16 protein-coding genes are annotated in these 21,695 nt (G+C 38.9%); 13 read left to right on the top strand and 3 right to left on the bottom strand.

The window, feature by feature from the left end:
* Window positions 1-104: 104 nt before the first annotated feature.
* From PHAL_RS0120780 to PHAL_RS0120765, 4 genes are all read left to right on the top strand, one after another.
* Window positions 105-1,799, top strand: coding sequence for a hypothetical protein (locus PHAL_RS0120780; RefSeq protein WP_016710363.1), 1,695 nt, complete (start codon window positions 105-107; stop codon window positions 1,797-1,799).
* 104 nt (window positions 1,800-1,903) lie between these two features.
* A complete protein-coding gene (locus tag PHAL_RS0120775) occupies window positions 1,904-3,367 on the top strand; it encodes a sulfatase (RefSeq protein ID WP_016710362.1) in 1,464 nt (487 codons plus the stop codon).
* A 102-nt stretch (window positions 3,368-3,469) separates the two neighbouring features.
* Window positions 3,470-4,960 (top strand): sulfatase family protein, encoded by a 1,491-nt coding sequence (locus PHAL_RS0120770; RefSeq protein WP_016710361.1) that lies wholly within the window; start codon window positions 3,470-3,472, stop codon window positions 4,958-4,960.
* 249 nt (window positions 4,961-5,209) lie between these two features.
* On the top strand, window positions 5,210-5,626 hold the full coding sequence (locus PHAL_RS0120765) for a VOC family protein (RefSeq protein ID WP_016710360.1): 417 nt from the start codon (window positions 5,210-5,212) through the stop codon (window positions 5,624-5,626).
* A gap of 172 nt (window positions 5,627-5,798) precedes the next feature.
* Here PHAL_RS0120765 and PHAL_RS0120760 read toward each other — a convergent pair whose 3' ends face one another.
* Both PHAL_RS0120760 and PHAL_RS0120755 read right to left on the bottom strand, forming a co-directional pair.
* Entirely contained in the window at window positions 5,799-7,040 is a 1,242-nt protein-coding gene (locus PHAL_RS0120760) for a type II toxin-antitoxin system HipA family toxin (RefSeq protein ID WP_016710359.1), read from the bottom strand.
* Window positions 7,033-7,308, bottom strand: coding sequence for a helix-turn-helix domain-containing protein (locus tag PHAL_RS0120755; protein WP_016710358.1), 276 nt, complete (start codon window positions 7,306-7,308; stop codon window positions 7,033-7,035). The genes PHAL_RS0120760 and PHAL_RS0120755 overlap by 8 nt, the downstream gene beginning before the upstream one ends.
* A 610-nt stretch (window positions 7,309-7,918) precedes the next feature.
* On the opposite strand from PHAL_RS0120755, the gene PHAL_RS0120750 reads away from it, so the two are divergent.
* The 3 genes from PHAL_RS0120750 to PHAL_RS0120740 all read left to right on the top strand — a co-directional run bounded on the left by PHAL_RS0120750 (window position 7,919) and on the right by PHAL_RS0120740 (window position 11,121).
* A complete protein-coding gene (locus tag PHAL_RS0120750; RefSeq protein ID WP_016710357.1) occupies window positions 7,919-8,557 on the top strand; it encodes an RpiB/LacA/LacB family sugar-phosphate isomerase in 639 nt (212 codons plus the stop codon).
* A gap of 434 nt (window positions 8,558-8,991) precedes the next feature.
* Window positions 8,992-9,924 (top strand): hypothetical protein, encoded by a 933-nt coding sequence (locus PHAL_RS0120745; RefSeq protein WP_029216275.1) that lies wholly within the window; start codon window positions 8,992-8,994, stop codon window positions 9,922-9,924.
* 18 nt (window positions 9,925-9,942) lie between these two features.
* Window positions 9,943-11,121 carry a hypothetical protein gene (locus PHAL_RS0120740; RefSeq protein WP_016710355.1) on the top strand — a complete coding sequence of 393 codons (1,179 nt, stop codon included), beginning with the start codon at window positions 9,943-9,945 and terminating at the stop codon, window positions 11,119-11,121.
* Here PHAL_RS0120740 and PHAL_RS0120735 read toward each other — a convergent pair.
* A complete protein-coding gene (locus PHAL_RS0120735; RefSeq protein WP_016710354.1) occupies window positions 11,114-11,308 on the bottom strand; it encodes a hypothetical protein in 195 nt (64 codons plus the stop codon). The genes PHAL_RS0120740 and PHAL_RS0120735 overlap by 8 nt on opposite strands.
* 207 nt (window positions 11,309-11,515) lie before the next feature.
* Here PHAL_RS0120735 and PHAL_RS0120730 point away from each other — a divergent pair, with 207 nt between their 5' ends.
* From PHAL_RS0120730 to PHAL_RS23270, 6 genes are all read left to right on the top strand, one after another.
* On the top strand, window positions 11,516-13,264 hold the full coding sequence (locus tag PHAL_RS0120730) for a sulfatase-like hydrolase/transferase (RefSeq protein ID WP_016710353.1): 1,749 nt from the start codon (window positions 11,516-11,518) through the stop codon (window positions 13,262-13,264).
* A gap of 708 nt (window positions 13,265-13,972) precedes the next feature.
* Window positions 13,973-17,146, top strand: a complete 3,174-nt coding sequence (locus tag PHAL_RS23990) for a BNR-4 repeat-containing protein (RefSeq protein ID WP_016710351.1) — start codon at window positions 13,973-13,975, stop codon at window positions 17,144-17,146.
* A gap of 213 nt (window positions 17,147-17,359) precedes the next feature.
* Window positions 17,360-18,052, top strand: coding sequence for a 3-keto-disaccharide hydrolase (locus PHAL_RS0120715; protein WP_016710350.1), 693 nt, complete (start codon window positions 17,360-17,362; stop codon window positions 18,050-18,052).
* Window positions 18,053-18,097: 45 nt separating this feature from the next.
* On the top strand, window positions 18,098-19,804 hold the full coding sequence (locus PHAL_RS0120710; protein ID WP_016710349.1) for a GMC oxidoreductase: 1,707 nt from the start codon (window positions 18,098-18,100) through the stop codon (window positions 19,802-19,804).
* 11 nt (window positions 19,805-19,815) lie between these two features.
* Window positions 19,816-20,388: a gluconate 2-dehydrogenase subunit 3 family protein gene (locus PHAL_RS0120705; protein WP_016710348.1), complete on the top strand. Its 573-nt coding sequence runs from the start codon at window positions 19,816-19,818 to the stop codon at window positions 20,386-20,388.
* A 366-nt stretch (window positions 20,389-20,754) separates the two neighbouring features.
* On the top strand, window positions 20,755-21,695 hold a 941-nt coding region (locus tag PHAL_RS23270; RefSeq protein WP_036981520.1), incomplete at its 3' end, for a TonB-dependent receptor plug domain-containing protein.

The raw sequence follows: 21,695 nt of genomic DNA, 5'->3' as shown, positions 1-21,695 counted from the left end.
ACGCCCGACTCAAGTGAATCAGGGCCAAGTACTACTCTTTGTTAATCACTTTAAATCATTTCTTAGTTGATGCATCAATAAACTCAATTTTTAAGTGTCTCATTATGCAATTATCAACACGACGCCAATCGTTTATCTTTGATAGCTTTAAAAAGGTAATAGCGATAAATATCATTTTTACATCGGGAATTTTAATTTCTGCATGCTCTTCAACAACTCATACTGACGACGAGCAAGCTTTTTTAAACCAAAGAGCGGCTTTGATTGAGAAATACTCAGCAACAGATAATGTTTTTGCTGCTTTAAAAGCACAAGTTGATCCTAGCCAGCAAGAAAGTAAAGAATATTGGCGTTGGCGGGTAGATCAGTATCTATATGGCCAATACCCAGAGTACCAGCCAATTTATGATACATATTCACAGAATAAAACTTTCCATCAAATTTACGATTTACCACCGGAGAATTTAGGACCTAAAAATACTTTACCCACATCTGTACCTGATTTGCCTGAAGGATTTTTTACCGACAACTTACAAGGAAATCCACATACTGGCTGGCATGATGTAATTGGTGACAAATTATATATTACTTATCAAGGGCATTTAACAGACCCTTATATTGCTAGTTATGATCTTAAAACACAGCAATGGGGTGGACCTTATAAAGCAGCTGAAAGTACCCTTTCAAAAGGCGATAGAAAAATTGACAGTCATGGTCGGCCAATTATTGAACAGGATAGCAAGGGGCACTTTCATATTATTTATGGGGGACATGGCGGTGAAAGGGAGGACGGGTTAAATCCGTTGTCAATTGATACGCCTCATGCTGGCGGTAGGATGCTGCATGTAATGTCAGAAAAACCAAATGATATCAGTAAGTTTGTATACGTGAATGACATCACACCGTTCGCTTCATATACCGCGAGTGAAAAAATGGCTAATGGTGATATTTATCTATTTACTCGAGCGGGCACGCATAAATCGCCATGGGTATATTACAAAATGAAAAATGGGGAGCAAACTTTTGAGCCTCCAGTCGTTATCACTATACCAACCCCGCAGGTAGAAAACCCTATTAATGTAGACACCTTTTATATTAATCCCATGAAAGTGTCGGATACGGAAATAGTGATCAGTTCTTTATGGCATGAATGCAACTTCTTAGAGGTGCATGACAAGTCAACGTATAGTCGTATTAACGCTTATTATATGAAGCTGGATACTACAACTGACACATTCTATAACGCCGAAAACGAAAAGTTAACGTTACCAATTACGTTAGAAGTCGCAAATCAAAAAACACTTGCCTTTGATTCTACGCAAAGAGAAGAAACTCCCTTTACTACAGCCCCTCTTATTCTGTCTGACAAAGCTCCAGCTGTTGCTTATCAAGCGCGAACTAAAGACTACAGAGAATGGCGAATGACAGTCTTTAAAGATGGTCAATGGGAGCATAGTAAACCCATGCCTGGCACTGCTAACAGAACCTTAGTTGACAGTGAAAACAACACGATATCAAACATAGGGAAGCTAGAAATATTAACTAAAGAACCTAATCGCTATACAGCGGCTGTCACTTATAAAGACCGGCAAGGTAAAGCAGTTTTTGCTATTGCAAAAAGTGATGATGCTCAACGTTGGCGCATTGACCAAACTTACTTAAATCTAGCTAAATCAAGAATCGAAATGGAAATTGTAAAAGCCAGCAATGGTCAAGGAGTGGCTGTTTTACTCAACGTTAAAAAAGGCAGTGCACAGCGTCTGTATCTATGGCGTGATGGTCAGTTTCGTCCACGCTAATTAATACATACTCTTGATTTGCAGAGGACGTATGAGTTGTATTCATCCCCTTTGCTTATATAAGACGACAGTGTTGCAGATTAAAATATTAAAGGATAATTACTATGAAAATTATTTTTAAAAATAGCAAGCTAGTTTACAGCTTTATACTGCTTATGAGCTCGTTGTGTATAAGTTCTAAAGGCGCAGCAGCTGAGGAAGTCAAAACAACCAAAATTACAGAAAAACAAAATATTGTGATGATAGTGATTGACGACCTTAGACCGGTGCTTGGCGCATATGGAGATGAAAAAGCGTATACCCCCAATATTGATGCCTTAGCGAAAGAGGGGGTTACGTTTGACTATGCATATAGCAATGTACCGGTGTGTGGAGCATCTCGAGCAAGTATGTTGACTGGCTTAAGACCCACAAAAAACCGTTTCATCGACTATAAAGCGATGGCAGAAAAAGATGCGCCTAATGCAAAATCACTGCCGCAAGTTTTAAGAGAGTCTGGCTACCATACAATTGGTTTGGGTAAGATTTTTCATAATGCTAAAGATTTAGCAACAGTGAGCTGGAGTGAAAAAATACAGGTATCTGGTATGCCTCATGCAACAATGTTAAACCCAGATTCGAAAAACTATATTAAAGAAAATGCTCACGTTGAATGGCTAAAAAATGGTCCTTGGTATGAAACCGCTGATGTGCCTGATGAAGCATACCCAGATGGCAAAGTTAAGCAAAAAGCATTACAAGCTCTAACGCGGTTATCAGCAGAACAACAACCGTTTTTTATGAGTGTGGGTTTTATCAGACCACATTTACCTTTTTATGCACCGAAAAAGTATTACGATTTGCACCCAAAAGAAAAATTCACTCCCTTTTTCTTTCGTGAGCGTCCTCATTTAGCGCCTAGTTCTTTACGTGGCTCAGGTGAGATTCACACCTATCACTTTAAAGATTATGAGTATAATAGTGATGCATTCCACCTTTCTTCAATTCAAGGCTATTATGCTTCAGTCAGTTACATTGATGCATTAGTGGGTGACATTGTTGATAAAATAGATGATCTTGGTTTACGTGATAACACAACAATCATGTTGATCAGTGATCATGGTTTTCAGCTTGGCGAGCATAATTTTTGGACTAAGCACACTTTGCTGGACACGTCATTACGTATACCTATGATTGTTTCTTCGCCACATGCAGTGAAAAATCAAAAAACTAATGCATTAGTTGAGCTCATTGATATTTTCCCTACTATCACAGAAATAGCTAATATCAATCCATCAATAAAAATTGATGGGGAAAGCTTTGTTGATGTCCTAAAACAGCCAGATCGTGTACATAAAAAACAAGTATATAGCCGCTTTAAAACAGGGGACTCTATCATCACAGATAATTATATTTTCTCGTCTTACATCACAGAAGATAACAAGGTTGAGGAAATGCTATACGATCACTCAGAAGATCCTCACGAAATAAATAACGTCGTTAATGACCCGCGTTATCAAAAACAAGCTGCTGCGTTAAGAGAGCAGTTAACAGCTTGTATAACGCTACGTAATTGCAAAACTAACTAATGGCTTGATGCTACCGTTGTCTAGTGAATCTCCTAGGCAACGGTAAAATTAAGAATTAGATCATATTGTTACTTCTATACCATAAAATAATTAGAGTTGAACATGAAACAATCATCAACAGTAATACGTTTGGTTAGTTTAATAGCATTAATGCTAATAAATACAACCAAGGTACATGCGAACACTACAGTTGCTCAAAGCACTAATATCGAGAACAACAGTAAGCCAAATATCATTTTTTACTTGGCTGATGACCAAGACATTACAGATTACGGTGTATATGGTAACGAGAAAGTTCATACACCAGCCATAGATAAGTTGGCACAAGAGGGGATGCTGTTTAATCGAGCATTTACAGCACAAGCCATATGCGCGCCAAGTAGAACGCAACTTTTTACTGGTAAATACCCTTTAAAAAATGGTGCATTTGCAAACCATACTCCAACTAAGCCAGATATTTCCTCTGTTACTAAGCAAATGAGAGAGTTAGGTTACCAAGTTGTATTAGCGGGTAAAAGCCACGTAAAGCCAGCCAGTGTGTATGATTGGGACCAAGAGTGGGAACCAGTACCAAAAGAAGGTGTTCCGCGAGACTATATTCCACTTGAAAATATTGAACGCTACTTTAAATCTGCTACAAAACCATTTGTTATGTTTATTACCTCTAAGTATCCGCATGGCAAGTACTTTGATGTAAAGAACCCAGAAGTAGAAGATATTAAGTTTCACCCATTTGATAGTCACCTTAAATCAGATAAAGCCTATATTAAGAAAAGAGCAGGCTATTATCGCAGTATTGCTGAGGATAATACGCAAATCGAACACGTCTTAAAAATGGTTGATAAATACTTAACAGACAACACCTTATTTATATACAGCGCAGATCATGGGGTATCTGGTAAATTTACAGTTAAAGACATCGGTTTAAATGTACCATTTGTAGCACGATGGCCGCGGGTTATTAAACCTGGGTCTACTTCAGGGCAATTGATCCACTATACAGATGTATTGCCTACCTTTATGGATATTGCTGGTGGCAAGCAAGACTCAAGTATGGATGGGAAAAGTTTCTTACCTATTCTTGAAGGTAATGATGCTCCAATTCATCAGTATGTATACGGCATACGAACTAATCAAAATATTATCAACGCGCATATTTTTCCATCTCGTATGATCCGTGATAAACGCTATAAGTACATTCGTAATTTTAACGCACTTGAAGTTTTGGATAAAAACTTAACCGATAACCCTAATATTAATGTGTTTATTCGCCAAGGTGCTATGAAGCATAAAGATGAACCTTTTGAAGAGTTATATGATTTAGACAACGATCCATTTGAGCAAATAAACTTAATTAATGACCCTCAATTACAAAACGTAAAACAACGGCTAAAAACACAATTATTCAGTTGGATGGCAGAGCAGGGTGATATCTTGGATGAGCGACTTGGAAACCTGCCTATCATAAGTGCACCATTATTTAAGTTAGATCAAAATAGACCGCCACTGAGAACCAGTGTGAGTAAAGAGCACCAAAATATATTAAAGCCAGAGGATTACTATGTAATCGAGCATTGGGAGAATAAAAAATAAAAACAACCGAAGGGGCAAATTGATATAGTGCTTTTATATCCTCTTTGTTGCTTGGCCCAGATTATTGGTTACTAGCAAGGCTCCTTTTGATACGGTATAAGCTAGGGTATATGGGCACCAAGCGGTAAAGTTGCGCAGTAACAACCTGCTGTTTGTGTTTCTCAACATTTAGATAAACAATTCTTAACCCTCGAATAGGGTTGCTGGAAACCGGAAAAAACTTAAAATTAGAATATAAGGTGAATTAAAGTGAGTAACAGCTTTCATTATGCTTTTAAAGTTAAAGATATTGCTAGTACAAAAGACTTCTACATAAAAGTATTAGGGTGTCCAGAGGGAAGGTCGACTGATAGTTGGATTGATTTTGATTTGTATGGAAATCAATTATCTGCACATGTGGGGGTTGTAGATAAAGAGCTCGACTATTGTGGAAAAGTTGACGGAGTATCGGTGCCAATACCACATTTTGGTTGCATACTTACTTCAGCTCAATTTGATGAGCTGGCAGAAAGGCTGGAGAAAGCAAAGGTGAAATTCATTATAAAACCTCAAATTAGATATGAGGGCAAAAGCGGTCAGCAAAAAACAATGTTTGTGCTCGATTATAGTGGAAACCCTTTAGAGTTTAAGTCATTTGAGAATGATGACGAGCTATTTAAATCCTAATATCTGAGTGGTATTTTCGGACAGTTTTGTCGTGATAGTTGTTTGGAATACATATAATCACCTATATCGATGATTATAATTTTAAAGTTATTGAAGTGTAGAGATAAAATTAATCATTCCACACTGTGGAATGATTAAATGCGACTGACTCAGTTGTATAGGTCAGACAAAATTAAACTTGCAGCGCTTTATATTTTTTTACCATATCCTGATCAATCTCCTTGATTAGATTAGGTGACAAGCCTAGATGTTTGGCTTCATGGCTAAACGAACGTAATGTTTCAAATATTTCTTCAGCCATAAGCAAAATTGCTTTCTTTGAAGATAACCCCGACTGAGCCGCTAACTGATCAAGTGCGCTCTTGGGTGTTTGGCCATTACCACCAAATGCCGTCATATGCTCTTTGTAAGGATTAGGACTGTAAACAATGTCGTAGAAAGGCGATAACGTCCAGTTATCGGCGTCACTGGCGAGAAAGCTGAAGTTCTTGGAGTGATCATCTTGGTTAACAGTCAGGTAATTAAACAAGCAGCGCTTAATGAGCTTCTGAGACTCTGTGACACTGCACATGATGCGCGTAGCTTTAACTAAATCAATATAGTCCAAAGAAGGCTCTCGAAACGGTGCATCTAACAACCCACACGCAGAAATCATATGGACTCGACCGCCTTGCTCGGTGCAATCGAATCGTTCCTGCTCTAGCCAAAATCGTCCATTACCCGTATCAATCAAATTAAAATCAGGAACCTCAATGCCGACATTACGGGCCATCTGCATGTAGCAATATTCGACTAATGATTCAGAATGCTTCAAGTCAAACTTTTCAGACGTCAGCTTAACGATAAGCTTTGTACCTGGCGCGTCATCTAATGTTGAATATTCCCCATTTGATAAACGTGTTATGTTCATTTTGGGCCTAGCACCACCCGAACCACCAGTATTCATTAAATGCTCAAGCAGAGCTGACTCGGTGCCTTCAAACTCTTCAATCGCAGCGCGGCCAAGGGTAATGATATCAATTGACTCTTTGGACTCATCAAGTAAATCTAATTCTGGCTCATAGCTCAACGCACCCATGCATCTGTCACCTAGGTAAGCCAAACGCTCTAACGCGGTAATTTCCTTTGGGTTATGGTTGTTCTGTCTAAATACACGATCCATGAGATAAAGACCCCAACCATCGGGGAGACTATCCCCAAAAACCCCATGAATGCCGTAATGCGGCTCTCTAGGCGCAGCTTGCAGGCTTGTATCTGCCTTTAAATTAAATGGAGCTAGAGAGGTTGGGTGAGCACCTAAATAATCCTCATCAAATTGAAAAAAGCTTTGCTTTCTATTTTCAACGAGCTTGCCAACAAGTACTTTTTCACCTGTGCTAAGCGTTCGTTTTACGGTTAGTGCTGATTCAAGCATGTTTGAGCACATCCTCTATTGATTTAAATTCAGGCTCAGACGACTTTGTCAGGTTTTTCACTTTTTTCAAGTCACCGACTGTTTCATAAAGCATGAGGAACTGACGCAATGAGATGTTGCCAGATGATTCAAACTTGCGGATTGTCGCGTAAGGTACGCCAGAGAGATCAGCCAGCTTTTGAACACTGAGTTTATCCTTTTTTCGAGCTGATTTGATAAACTCTTTGAGATCCATCTGCAAGTCATAAGCGGTATAAAGGGATAACATACAGTCCTCTAAAAATTGCTATTATCTTATCGATTATAGCACAAATATTGATTTTATTGCTATCACTGTAGCAGATTGGTTTGTGGCTGGTGTTGTTTTATAGCATAAATGATAGTGCTAGCGCTATCATTTATGCTACAATAGTAGCATTTTGGAGGTATTTTCATTTTTATTTACTATCATGGTAACAGATCTAAAGGCTGATGCCTTTCTGGTATACAAGCTAGGAATCTAACATTGGGCTAAGTTGAAATGTCGGCTTAAAAAGTTCGCGGGTGTTCCTCACTTGTTATTCAATATCCGGAATTAGTTGACCACAATATTTGCATACAACCTGAATAACAAAGTTGGTATCTTTTGGTTTGTCGAAAACACATTATTTAGATAAAAAACTATTTAAGAAGCATATTTTGAATGACATAAAAGCAAATCCTTCTTAAGTAACAAAGGCTAAGTTTTACAGACCCTCATTAATTATTGCTTAATCAGGTTTAATTAATATGGTTTAAAACAAGCTTAATGACCTTTTCTTAGGCTTTTACGTGTTAATTTTTACCTAAACAAATGATACACTGAGGTCAAATTCACTCAATAAGGTGTAAAACAAATCATGAAAATAGCGTTAATGATGGAAAATAGCCAAGCGGCTAAGAACCCAGTAATTTTAAATGAGCTTGAAGCTGTGGCTTTGCCATTAGATCACAGCGTGTTTAACGTTGGTATGAACGGTGAAAACGATCATCACTTAACTTATATTCATTTAGGTATTATGGCGGGTATTTTACTTAACGCTAAAGCGGTCGATTTTGTTTTTACTGGTTGTGGCACTGGACAAGGGGCGATGATGTCTTCAAATGCCCATGACGGAGTGTTTTGTGGTTATTGTATCGACCCTTCTGATGCCTTTTTGTTTAATCAGGTAAATAACGGTAACGCATTAGCGCTTCCTTTTGCGAAGGGGTTCGGTTGGGGCGCTGAATTAAATGCGCGTTATATCTTTGAAAAAGCACTTACTGGTGAGCGCGGTGCTGGTTACCCTGTTGAGCGCAAAGAGCCACAGGTTCAAAATGCCTCAATTCTAACGCAAGTGAAGTCAGCTTTAGTTAATCGCAGTTACGTTGAATCATTGAAAAATCTTGATCAAGAACTAGTTAAAACTGCTGTATCAGGTGAACGTTTCCAAGCGTGTTTATTTGACCATGGCCAAGATCAAGACATTATTGATTATGTTAAGTCTTTATTAGCTTAATAACCGGTTGGCATTTTATTGCAGACGGTAAATAATGGCCCTTAAGTTAGTACTAACTTAAGGGCCATTTTTATTTATAACATTTTTGATCACTTACCCAGTCTTTATTGATTTCAGCTGGTGGTGTGTCTAACGATGTCTTTGCTTCATTGACAATTACTTTCCTTATCGAATCACTTAATAACACCCACCTTTTTGCTGTTAAATTACTTGCCTCAAGTTTCTTAGTCAGAATTAAAACTGCGTTACGCAGTTATTTTCATTGGTGCAACTTGGGCATAAGGGAGTTGTCTAGTTAAGATTGTGCTCAAAATACAAGCAATTAACAGTTTGTTAATTTGCTGCTATTCAATTACAATCATATTTACTCAATTTAGGTCAATAAAAATAGCTGTTACAAATTACCGACTTTTATCAAAATAGAGAAATAAACAATGAGAAAACTATTAATCCCTTGCATTATTTTAAGCACTTTTTTAAGCGTAGCTTGCAGTAAGACCACTGCACATTTGGAGGGGGAAACAAAAGAATATTCTTCAGAGCAAATGATAAAAGGCGAATTTGAACCCCTGAATCCTCCTAAAGGTCGTTTGGCTGTAGTTATAGATGGTAACTCTCCTGATCCCGATGATATTGGCGCAACACCTGTAATGCTGGCGCTTTTACAAAATACCGGTTTATCTAGTCGCCTTGTTCATTTATCTCATTCCTGCGATTTAGATCCTTTTAGAAACAAAGCGCGATATCAAATAGATGCCGAAAATGAAATGCGCCGACAAAATAAACTAGATGAGCTAAGTCGCAGAGGTATTGATTTATTTGGGCCATTTAATAATTTACGCAGTTTTTATAATTGCAGGGCCGACCAAGTAGGGGCAACACAAGATTTAGTTGATGCAATTAACACATCATCTATTGATAATCCGCTGTGGATAATTGAAGCGGGCGAACCTGATCTTATAGGTTATGCACTGGAAGCTGCAGAAAAAAGTAAAATACAGCATGTTCATGTTGTTTCTCATCACCCTGCAAATGATAACAGTGGTGATTTTTTTACTTGGCAGCAAATTTTAGATTTTGGTGTAAAAGAACACCAAATAGGAGATCAAAATGTTGGTCTACAAGGGCCTATAGCTGATTGGGATTGGGCCAAAAAACATTCAGATAGCGGCATTGCATTTATTTGGGAAATGATGGCTTACGCTGAGAAAGATGGTGTTGTTCCTTTTCAAACTAATAAATTTGATTGCTCTGATGCAGGGATGATTTATTGGTGGATAACGGGTGCTGATAATGGTGGTAATAAACACTCCACACCAAAAGAAATAAAAGACGTATTACTGTTAAATACCGTTAATAAAAGCTAAAAATTTGAGACCCAAAATATGAAATTAAAGCTTTTCCACTTACCGCTCATGATAGCGAGTATTGCAGCTACAACGACAAACATTTATGCGGAGCAGGTTTATCACGAGGATGCAGGCTTCGTGGTCATAGAAGCAGAAAACTTTTCAACCCAACATCTAGATGATAAGAGGCGATGGCTGGTGTTTTCAAAAAATACGCCAGCTCATAATTTCGCTGATGCAGATCAAGCTCATTATCATGACGCTAGTAACGGTTCCTATATTGAAATACTTCCCGATACCCGCAGTAATCATCACGAAGCGCTAGTTAGAAATGAGAACTTCACAAATGATGCCGGCACAATGGCAGTGCTAAGTTATCCCGTTTATTTTGAAACACCCGGAAGATATTACGCTTGGGCAAGAGCATACAGTACCGGCAGTGAGGATAATGGGGTGCATTTAGGTATAAATGGGCAGTGGCCAGAATCAGCGAAGCGCTTGCAACTATGCGAGGGAAAACATGCTTGGACATGGTCTTCTGCACAGCGAATTGAAACAAATCATTGCGGTACACCCAATACCATTTATGTTGATTTACCCCATAAAGGCGTTCATACCATTATGATATCAATGCGCGAAGATGGCTTTGAGCTTGATAAATTACTCTTAACTAAAGACAAGGACTACATACCTGTAGGCAAAGATAAATCAGAAACCCTAAGTAGCCCGAAGCCATTACAAGAGAAAACACAACTATTAGAAATAACTGATTACACGCGGGTTTTATACGCTATAGACGACTTTAAGATAGAAAATACGGGTGAAATTCCCTATTACCAACATAAAGCAGAGAATGCTTTGGCTATAAATGCGGTGAAAACTGCTTACAGAAATAAATTTGCGCGTGCAGAATATATTGTGCAAGCCAAAGAAGCCGGAAGCTATATTCTTAACTTAGTAACATTGGCAGAAATAGACGGCGAGTCGACATATATTGTTTCAATAAACGACAAAGTGATTGGCGAGTTTACTAACCCTGAAACGAGTAATGATTACCAAGAAATATACTTTAGCATGCAAAGGGTTGAACTAACTTCAGGCGATATAATAAGCGTTTCTTCTAAAGCCGTCACCAATGGTAAAGTTCCTGAAAACGGAGGGACCGCATATGCCAGAGGCAGATGGCGTGCGCTAGTACTTAGCAGAATTAATTAATGACGTTTATATTGTTGCCGTGATTTGTTGTGCGCGGCGCAAATCGAAATACCATTTTACTCCAATCAGGTAATGCTTGCGCTTGTTTTTGCAACATTACCATCGATTCACCTTGATCAAGCATAATAATAGTCTGGTTTTGCGAGGAGTTTTGGCACAAAAAAGGGCTAAAACGATTCTTAAACATAAATAGAGACAATACTTATTTAAGGTGGCGATATTTACTGTTACGCCATAGTTTTAATTGAATTTGATTGAAAATGATATATTGTGACTGTTATGAGAGCGAATTGTTACATATTTAATATAAATATGGAGTAATTTATCGAAAGTGCATAGCCATTTTATTAATCCAATGGTTTTGCTTTTTTAAACATTAGGAGGTAGTTCGCCTGTGAGTCGCATTCAGTTTAGTTATAAAGTTATTATGGCTGGGGTACTTTTATTTTGTGCAAATACTGTATTTGCAGAGGCAAAAAAAGAGAACGACAGTAAGAAAAGCAGCGCTACTAAGCCAAATATCTTATGGCTAGTGTTAGAAGATATGAGCCCTATTATTGAGCCGTATGGTGATAAAACTATAAAGACGCCAACAATCACTGAACTTGCCAATCAAGGGGTAACTTATACGAATGTTTACTCAACCTCGGGTGTATGCGCTCCGAGTAGAGCTGCAATAGCCCTTGGTATGTATCCTTCATCTGTTGGCGCTAATAATATGCGTACAACGTCAAATACAGAAGAAACTGGTTTACCAAAGTATGAAGCGGTACCACCAGCCAGTGCAAAGATGTTAAGTCAATATCTGCGTGAACATGGTTATTACACGACGAATAACTTAAAAACAGATTATCAATTTCAGGCACCAAAAGGCGCATGGGATGAAAGCGGTCCTTACGCCCACTGGCGTAATCGCAAAGCTGGACAACCATTTTATGCAGTGGTCAACTTTACAACGACTCATGAGTCTGGGTTATTTGAACCTTATGGCTTTAGAAAAATAGAATCACGTCATTATTTTTCTGATGATAGGAAAAAGATTGCCCTATTGCCTCAACACCATGCGGTAAAATCATCTGAAGCAGACACACCGGTTCTAGTGGCCAAAGATCTTGATTTTCCTATCCCTCCTTATTTACCAGATACGCCAATCGTCAGACGTGATTTATGGAAAATGTACAATAACTTAGCAGAGACAGATAATCAGATTGCAGCCGTATTACAGCAGTTAAAAGACGATGGCTTGTACGATAATACAATTATTATGTTTTATTCAGATCACGGTGGCCCTTTACCACGCCAAAAGCGTTTGGTGTACGACAGTGGCCTACAGGTACCGTTTATTATCAGATATCCTAACGCTAAAAATGCAGGCGATAAAGAGGATCAACTTGTTAGCTTTGTTGATTTTGCACCGACATTATTAAGCTTGGCTGGAATTGATATACCAGCTCATATGCAAGGACGAGACTTTTTAGGAGCGCAGCAAACTGCAGAGCGTAAATATATTCATGCGGCAGCTGATCGGTTCGATGGTTTTACTGATGTTATTAGAGCCGTAAGAAATAAGCGATTTAAATACATACGAAATTATAGACCAGAGCAGGGGTATTATTTACCTGTGGCGTATCGTGAAAAAATTCCAACCATGCAAGAGTTACTACGCTTGAAAGGTGAAAATAAATTAACAGCAGAGCAGTCTTTATGGTTTAGAGAGAAAAAAGATCCTGAAGAGTTATTTGATTTAGCTAATGACCCACATGAAATCAATAACATCATTGACGATCCTAAATATGCTAAAGTAGTCGGTGAATTGCGTGCTGAGATGGACCGTTGGTTAGTTGATATTAATGATGATCCACGTGTCTCGGAGTCACAACTAATAAAAAATTTATGGTCAGAGAGTAACACGCAACCAGTAACTCAAGCACCTAAGCTTATTGTTAAAAATGGTAAGTTGTATATTAGTAGCTCAACACCTGGTGCGGTAATATCTTATCAATCATCAGATGCAGATGAATCTTCTGCATGGCAGCTGTACCAGCACCCTGTGCCAGTAACTGCTCAAACATCACTAAAAGTTGTTGCACATCGAATCGGTTATAGAGAAAGTGCGCCTGTTGTTTATAACCCTATTCACTAAGAGATACACTTTGGTGTGTGGTGAGCAACCCACCTTTTGAAGTACCGTATATATTGGTGGGGTACTTGAGTTTCACCTTATGACTGTTTTTAAGTTTCTTAAAAACAGTCTGTTACTTTATCGTCTTAAGGTGTCTAAATAGTTGTGATCGAATTGGAAATAAACACCTTGCCGATTGTGAGTAAGCACACCAACCTTTAACTCTGATGAAAATCTGATAGTGTATATTTTACTTCTAGCTTATCTATTGGTTTAAAGGTCATCGCCTAATACCTGCTCGATAGAAGTTGGTGCATTGTAATAACTGACTTTTCACTTTAACCCAACATTTAAAAGCTATTTCAAACCTCCAAGCAGCAATGCAGCAGCAGCATGCAGCAATGCAGCAATGCAGCAATGCAGCAATGCAGCAATGCAGCAATGCAGCAATGCAGCAATGCAGCAATGCAGCAATGCAGCAATGCAGCTAAGGTAGGCGCATTATTATCTTTGCTACTAACAAAGAAGCATTAGCCTAATTTTGGCCTTTACTTGTTAACAATATTTGAATTTATTTGGTTTGTTTTGATTTAATTTGATCGTTTCTGTGTTTTATTGTAGTGTTGTTAACCTCTAATTAACATTAGAGGTGAAGTTTTATTTTTATGACATTACACACAATTAAAACAAGGGGTCTTTAGATGACACCGACTATAAATAGAGATAATTATGAAAAACTACACAATAAAATCTTTGCCTAAACTGGCAACATCACTGTTTCTCTTTAGTTCTTCAATACATATAGCGACTGCGCAAGCGGATGTGGTATTAGAGCAGCAAGTTAAAATCTCAGATATTGGGCTACATTTTGATGGTCAAGATTTAGACTATGGCAATGTTGGTGATCCCGATACAGGTCAATCATATGATTTCTTTTTTGGCCGAAATATATCAGCCCATGGTGATGCGGTAAAAACGTATAAACATTATGTATTTATGACATGGTATAAGGGTGGTAAGTATGACCGTAATGTGATGCTAAGTCGTTATAATACGCTAACAGGGACTTTGGCGACGATTGAATTTCCTCATCGTCATACTGGCTTTAGAGGTGATCCATTAGTGGGGGAGTCGCATAATACGATTGGGTTGGCTGTTAGTCCTGTGAATGGCACTATTCACATGGTTTACGATATGCACGCTTATGATGATAACAATCATGGTGGAAAGTTTAAAAATGACTTTTTCCGTTATTCATTCAGTCAAAATGGTGCGGCGGATTTGCCTGATGAGCAATTTACATTAGATAAATTTGTGAAAGACACCAGTAGTGTGAGTCAAGGAGCCGATGATTATAAGCACTTGACCATGACTGGAGATTTAGCCGACAAAGGAAACTTTGCACGTTTAACATACCCGAAGTTCTTTACTAATACTGATGGCACATTACTGCTTTATATGCGTTTAGGAGGAAACAATAACGGTGCCTATGTATTTAACCGTTATGATGCGGAAACTGGAAAGTGGTCAAGTTTCACTAAATTTAATAATAATAATCAAAAAAGCTTTGGTAATGAGTACAACTGGGGCCTTTACGGCAACATGAAGTACGTTAATGGTAAGTTGCGAGTTGGCTTTCAGCAACGTAGTGGTGATAACGACGATAGGTATACATATCAAAACGGTATTTATTACGCTTATTCAGATCACCCCGATGGAGCCGGTCAGTGGAAAAATCATCAGGGTCAGCCAATGACATGGCCGCTTGTCAATTCCGATGAGATTAAAGTTTTAGAGCCTGGTGACTATATTAGTCATCAAGAAGCAAACTCTGTTTATATTGTTGATAGCTTTGACTGGACTGTGACTCAAAAGGGTGATGTTCACTTTATTAGTAAAGCACGTTCAAGTGATAAAAACCGTCCTGATTATGAGGAAGTTTACTTACATTCTTATAAACCGGCTGGTGCGACTGATTTTATTACTACAACAGATTTTGTCGGAGCTAGTGAGGTTTATACCGCGGGTGATAATATTTACATTATCGGTTTGAAAAATGGTCGCCCGTATATTGAAAAAGCTAAAGGCGGAACCAATGATTTTACAAGAGTGTATGAAGCGACTGATGGTCCTGTATTCGATCACGGCACCATTTATATTAAAGATGGCAAAGTCTATTACTATTTGATGGAACGAGGTGCGGGTAATGCCTTACCACTTCACTTGCAAATCATTGATTTAGATATTGAAGCTGATGCAAACGCACCTGTTGTGAATTTTCCGTCCACATCACTAACTGTAGAGGAAGGTTATAATGAGTTATCTTTCAGCGTCTCTGCGACAAGTCCTGTTGCACAACGCACGATAAGTAAAGTTGATTTATATGTCGATGATACGTTTATTCGCTCAGATTCTGCCGCGCCTTTTGTTTGGGGCCATCAAAATAAACCAGCAGAACTGTTAGGGCTATTACCAGGGACTCACACTTTTAAGGCGGTTGCTACTGATAGTGAGGGCAATGTTGGCTCGTCTACCATGCAGTTAATTGTGCAATCGAATGGTCCTAAATTGAGCTTTCCTGAACCTAACTTAACGCTACAAGAAGGCTATGAGCAGCTTTCATTTACCTTGCAAGCGACAAGTCCAGTTACTGGTCGCAGTATAGACTCGGTGACTTTATATATTAATGGCGAACTTGTTCGTAAAGATAGCGCAGCGCCTTTTAATTTTGGCCATCAGTTAAGCCCTCATGAAACTGGTGCAATGGGCTGGTTAGACACTCATGAACCAAACCCATCACCTCTGGCGGTTGGCACCCATACTTTCACAGCTGTGGCTATCGACAGCGAAGGAGATGAAGGCACCGCAACAATGATCTTAAAGGTACAAGGCGAACCAAAACCTCCTATTGTAATGTTCCCTGAAGAATCGATGACTGTTTTTGCAGGTTATGAAAAATTGGGGGTGACAATTGCGGCAGAATCTCCTGAGGATGATCGAACCATTCAGTCCGTTACGCTTTATGTAAACGGTGAGTTGGTGCGAACAGACACTAAACCTATATGGAACTTTGGTCACTCCTTTGCGCCTTATGAGCTTGGCGCTATGGGGTGGTTAGAGCAACATGAGCCTAACCCCAACCCGCTTGGTGTTGGCCACCATACTATTACCGCTGTGGCTGTGGATAGTGAAGGTCTTGAAGGAGAAGGTTCGATGACGCTGATCGTCGAAGAAGTCCCTGCACCGAGTGTTAATTTTGTTGAATCAGAGGTTAGTTTAAATGTTGGTTATGAGTCCTTATCGCTCTCAGTGCATAGTGAGTCTGTGGTAAATGGGGTTGATATAGAGCGTGTTGAGCTTTATGTTGATGATACGCTGGTTCGCGATCTTTGGCAGCCACCATTTACATGGGGTGGGGAAGAATACCCAGCTGAGTTACAAGGGCTACCTGCTGGCGTTCATGCTCTAAAAGCTGTAGCTACTGACAGTAATGGTAAATCATCACGCGTTGAAATGCCTCTTGTGGTTAAACCTTCGATCGTATCGGTAACTTCAGAACATGGTGATTATTTGGCATCAAACCTATTAGATGGTGATATAGCGGATGCTTCAAACTGGCGTGCGGCTAAAAATGGCACTCAGTTTGTTGTGTTTGATTTGGGAGAGTCGAAGACGATTACAGGCACACAGCTTTGGACGCAGGCAGGTAAAGAAATAAAATACCAAATCTATGTGGCTAACGATATTGATAGCGAATACTCAAAGGTCGCCAAACATCAAAACAGAGATAGTTATCATCAGCCAAGTACTACTTCATTTTATGCTGAAGGCAGGTACGTTAAATTAAAAGTGATTGGTAACTGGCCAAGTATCAATGAGTTTAAAGTGTTATTTCAACACTAGCACTCACTTCTTCTAAAAAATACAGTCGCTCGTTATTAGGTGATACCTTGCGGGCGACTGACGCTTACAGTAATAGAACTCCTCGGTAGAATAAAGCTGATTTGATTTCAACATTAGGCTCATCTTTTATTTTTAAGTTGCGTAAAACCGACTTTATATGCCAATATCAATCAAAATTAATCACACGCAATCATATCTATGGAGGCTATTTTGATGCGCTTAAAACTATTCTTGTTTGTTTTATTCTCGTTTTTTATCGGTGTTTGTAAGGCTGAACAACGCGTTAATCTTCTTGATCCGCAGTTGAGTCAATTTGTTAATGTCTATGCAGATGGTGATGCAAAATTCGTAGATGGCGAGTTGCATTTATTATCAACCCAGAATTGGTTTTTAACGACGAAGCAACGTTATGACAACTTTATCCTTACGGTGGATATTAAAATGCCGCAAGTGAAAGAATATAGCAATTCCGGCGTTATTTTCAGAGGTCAAATTGAAGAAAATGACAAAGGTAAATTTGTTGTTGGCTATCAGGCGGAAATTGATCCGAGTGAGCGACGTTGGAGCGGCGGATTATTCGATCAAGGTCGCAGAAAGTGGCTTTATCCTTTACACCCTAAACGCAGTCATCGGGATGAAGATTTCATAAAAAGCTATTTACCGCAGTGGTCAGAGCAACAAGCGAGCGCTTATAAACAGGGTGAGTGGAATCATCTACGGATTGAGTGTAATGGTTCTACGTTAAAAATATTCCTCAATGGCGTACTTACTACACATGTTGAAGATACTAAAGATAAGGAAGGTGTGATTGGGCTGCAACACCACGGTAGCAAATTATATAAAGAAACAGGTCATAGCGATAACGTTGTTAGGTTTAGAAACATCTTTATCGAAAAATTAATTTAACAAACCAACTAAAAATAACAACTATAAAACAAGAGGATGAGCAAGATGTATGACGTAATTGTTGTTGGCTCTGGTATAACCGGTGGTTGGGCTGCTAAAGAGTTTTGTGAAAAAGGCTTTAAAACATTAGTCATTGAGCGTGGTAGGCACATCGATCATCGCGGGGCTGAATATACAGATATGCAGGCACCTTGGCAGATAGAGAACCGTAATAAGGTTCCAGAACTTTTTGATGAAGAAGGCCGCTATGCGATGATTGAGCGTAAAGGCTATTTTAAAAACGCAACAAAACAGTTTTTCATTGATGATAAAGAACACCCTATCTCTTATCCAAAAGAGAGTCCTTTTAAATGGATTCGTGGTTATCAATTGGGCGGCCGCTCACTCACATGGGGTAGGCAGTCACTACGCTGGGGAGTTAAAGATTTTCAGGCAAATGCGAAAGATGGTAACGGAGTTCCTTGGCCTATTGGTTATGAAGATTTAGCCCCTTGGTATGATTATGTTGAGTCTTTTATCGGTGTTTCAGCAAACAAAGATGGTTTGGATACGCTACCTGATGGTGTGTTTCAGAAACCGTGGGAAATGAGTTGTGCTGAGAAATTTATCTCAGAAAATTTGAAGAAAGCGTATTCCGATAGACGGTTGATTATTGGCCGTTCAGCTAACTTAACTGAGCCGACGAAAGAACAGATTGAACTAGGACGAGGGCAATGTCAAGCGCGTGCTTACTGTAACCGTGGGTGTACTTTTGGTGGTTATTTCAGCTCATTATCAGCGACATTACCCGCAGCTGAGCGTACCGGTAACTTAACAGTCGTTACCGATTCAATTGTTGAGTCTGTTAATTACGATGACAAACTTGGCAAGGCAACTGGTGTAACGGTTATTGATGCGCACACGAAAGAGAAACGTCAATATCGTGCAAAAGTCATATTTTTATGTGCCTCTTCGTTGGGGACGGTTCAAATTTTACTCAATTCTAAATCAAAGTCATTTCCAAATGGCATTGCTAACTCAAGCGGAGTTGTAGGTCATTACATTATGGATCATTTTTCCGGTGTATTAGCAAATGCTGAAGTACCTGGATTTGATGATAAGTTCTCGATAGGGCGCAGGCCAATTGCAACTTATATTCCTAATTATCGTCATGAGCAAAAAGATGGCGTCGATTTTGTCCGAGGGTTTGGTTTTCAAGGAACAGCTCAAAACCGCAGTAATACCGGTACAACAGCAAAAAAAGTTGGGATTGGAGCAGCAGTGAAAGAGCAAAGTAATCAAACAGGTCCTTGGCGGTTTAGAGCGATTATGTACGGTGAAATGCTACCAAACTATGATAATCATGCGCGGTTACATTCAACTGATAAAGATCAATGGGGTATTCCAATATTGCATATTGATGCTCGTATCAGAGATAACGAGCGCAAAATGATTAAACAAGCAGCAAAAGACATTAAAGAAATTTTAACTGTTGGTGGGTGCGTTGATATTCAAGTGAATGAGTTCCCTGAAAGCAAACCTATTTTTGTCGGCGATCGTGTACATGAAATGGGAGGAGCGTGTATGGGCGAAGATCCAAAGAGCTCTGTATTGAACAAGTGGGCTCAAAGCCATGATGTAAAAAACTTATTTGTTACCGATGGTGCCTGTATGTCTTCATGCGCTACTCAAAATCCATCTTTGACATATATGGCAATTACAGCTCGCGCTGCAGATTATGCAGCTAAACAAATGAAACAGGGCAAACTGTAGGGGGAATTGGCATGTCTAACATTAATATAAGTCGACGTGTTTTTATTGGGGCGTCAATGTATTTAGTGGCAACACCTATATGGGCTTCTGTTTTTAATAGCGCTAATGCGTTAGCTGTATTTACTGAAAGTGGTCAGTTTTTTACTGCAGATGAGTTAACTATTCTCACTGATATCGCAGAAATCATGATCCCAAGAACCAACCAGCCCGGCGCTACAGATGCTCATGTAATTAATGTGCTAGATGGCTTGATGTTTAGTTGGGCTGGTGTAGAGACAAAGTTTAGATATAAATCGATTATCAAACAGGTTGAACAAATTGCACTAGCAAGTTTTAAGAGTGATTATCAAAGTGCCTCACAGTCTGATAGAGAAAGCCTTATCACTGAGTTGGATAAGCGCGCATTTGCAGATCGAACATCAGAATTATCGATAAGCTATCGAAAGTTAAAAGAAATGATATTTCATATTTTTTATACTTCTGAAGAGGCTAATCCAAACTTTATGTTAGTTCCTGGTACATATAAAGGGTGTATTAGCCAAGATCAACTAGATTTGTACCACGCTAATGGCAGAGTGACTTAAGTTATTATCCCTCTTGCTTATTACAGAAACGACCATAATGATGGATTTTTTATTGAAAAGTGTACTTTCCAATAATTCATTTAGTCATTTTTGGTCATTTTTTTCATTAGCATGCTTTTAATTGTTTTAACTAATCAATAGAAAACCTATTTATAAGTGCGTAAAGTAAAGGTAATGCAGGCAAATGGTTATCAATATGTTGTATTTAAGATTAAATATGATTAAAAGTGATTAAAAATGATTTTTAAATTTCAACCCTTGTGTTATCTTATTGTTGGTTGATAAGTGAAGTTCTAACTTATAGAAGTTTGCAATAATCTAAAACATCAAAATAGATGTCAGCACACACAATTTATGGGGAATACAATGTTTAATAAAGAGAGAAAAAAACTTAACTCAACGACACTGATCAGTGGCTCGTTAGGTATAGCTCTAACACTATTTGCACCTTCAATTTTGGCACAAGAAGTTAAACAAGCTATAGATGCTAATCAGGAAACTCCAAAAGCAAGAGATGCAAGAGTTAAAGAAAGAGAAGCCGAATTTGAAGTTATTGAAGTGCAAGGTATTCGTGGGTCATTAGAAAATGCTCTGAATACAAAAAGAGATGCCCCCTCAATTGTTGATGCTATTTCTGCTTCAGATATTGATGCATTGCCAGCACTTGATTTAGGTGAAGCTCTGCAAGCAGTACCTGGTGTTCAAATTGAACGTTCTGGTGAGGGGCGACAGTCTGAAATTAGTTTACGTGGCTTAGGGGGCGGCTTCGTCAAAACAACCTCAGCAGGTCAAAGCTTTGCAACACCAAGCAGAAGTTTTGATGACGTTGGTTCAAGTAACCCATTCGCAGCATTTGAGGCGAGTGTATTCGATGGTGTGACTGTTGTTAAGTCTCCTACTGCTGATATGCAAGCGGGAGGAATTGCTGGTATCGTTGATAAACAATTACAACGCGCGCTTGCAAAGCCTGATGGAAAATATAACATCAGCGTTGGTGGGCGCTATGAGGATTTAACTCAGCATTGGGATGAATCTGTTAAACTTTCTATGAGTAAACACCTTATTAAAGATGAACTTGCAGTGGCTTTTAAAGTCGCTGGCTCTGGTCAAACTTTTCGTCGTGATACTGCAAATTTTACCAATTATGCGCCGTTGATTGGGGATGCTCATGGTGAGCTAGATAGTAATCTTCGTGTGAACTCAGAAACAATCGATGCTTACCGCGCTAAGTATGGCATACCTGAGGATGCAGCAATCCGCAGCCCATCTTCAATACGAAACGTTACTGAGTACAGTGAAGGTGATCG

The organism is Pseudoalteromonas haloplanktis ATCC 14393 (genome assembly GCF_000238355.1).
In the GTDB taxonomy this organism is placed as follows: Bacteria; Pseudomonadota; Gammaproteobacteria; order Enterobacterales; family Alteromonadaceae; genus Pseudoalteromonas; species Pseudoalteromonas haloplanktis.
This window is presented reverse-complemented; position numbering and strand designations above follow the sequence as displayed.

Bases quoted from the DNA above. Each gene is read 5' to 3' on its own strand.
- PHAL_RS0120780 (WP_016710363.1), top strand. From the start codon at position 105: ATGCAATTATCAACACGACGCCAATCGTTTATCTTTGATAGCTTTAAA.
- PHAL_RS0120775 (WP_016710362.1), top strand. From the start codon at position 1,904: ATGAAAATTATTTTTAAAAATAGCAAGCTAGTTTACAGCTTTATACTG.
- PHAL_RS0120770 (WP_016710361.1), top strand. From the start codon at position 3,470: ATGAAACAATCATCAACAGTAATACGTTTGGTTAGTTTAATAGCATTA.
- PHAL_RS0120760 (WP_016710359.1), bottom strand. From the start codon at position 7,040: ATGCTTGAATCAGCACTAACCGTAAAACGAACGCTTAGCACAGGTGAA.
- PHAL_RS0120755 (WP_016710358.1), bottom strand. From the start codon at position 7,308: ATGTTATCCCTTTATACCGCTTATGACTTGCAGATGGATCTCAAAGAG.
- PHAL_RS0120750 (WP_016710357.1), top strand. From the start codon at position 7,919: ATGAAAATAGCGTTAATGATGGAAAATAGCCAAGCGGCTAAGAACCCA.
- PHAL_RS0120745 (WP_029216275.1), top strand. From the start codon at position 8,992: ATGAGAAAACTATTAATCCCTTGCATTATTTTAAGCACTTTTTTAAGC.
- PHAL_RS0120740 (WP_016710355.1), top strand. From the start codon at position 9,943: ATGAAATTAAAGCTTTTCCACTTACCGCTCATGATAGCGAGTATTGCA.
- PHAL_RS0120735 (WP_016710354.1), bottom strand. From the start codon at position 11,308: ATGTTTAAGAATCGTTTTAGCCCTTTTTTGTGCCAAAACTCCTCGCAA.
- PHAL_RS23990 (WP_016710351.1), top strand. From the start codon at position 13,973: ATGAAAAACTACACAATAAAATCTTTGCCTAAACTGGCAACATCACTG.
- PHAL_RS0120715 (WP_016710350.1), top strand. From the start codon at position 17,360: ATGCGCTTAAAACTATTCTTGTTTGTTTTATTCTCGTTTTTTATCGGT.
- PHAL_RS0120710 (WP_016710349.1), top strand. From the start codon at position 18,098: ATGTATGACGTAATTGTTGTTGGCTCTGGTATAACCGGTGGTTGGGCT.
- PHAL_RS0120705 (WP_016710348.1), top strand. From the start codon at position 19,816: ATGTCTAACATTAATATAAGTCGACGTGTTTTTATTGGGGCGTCAATG.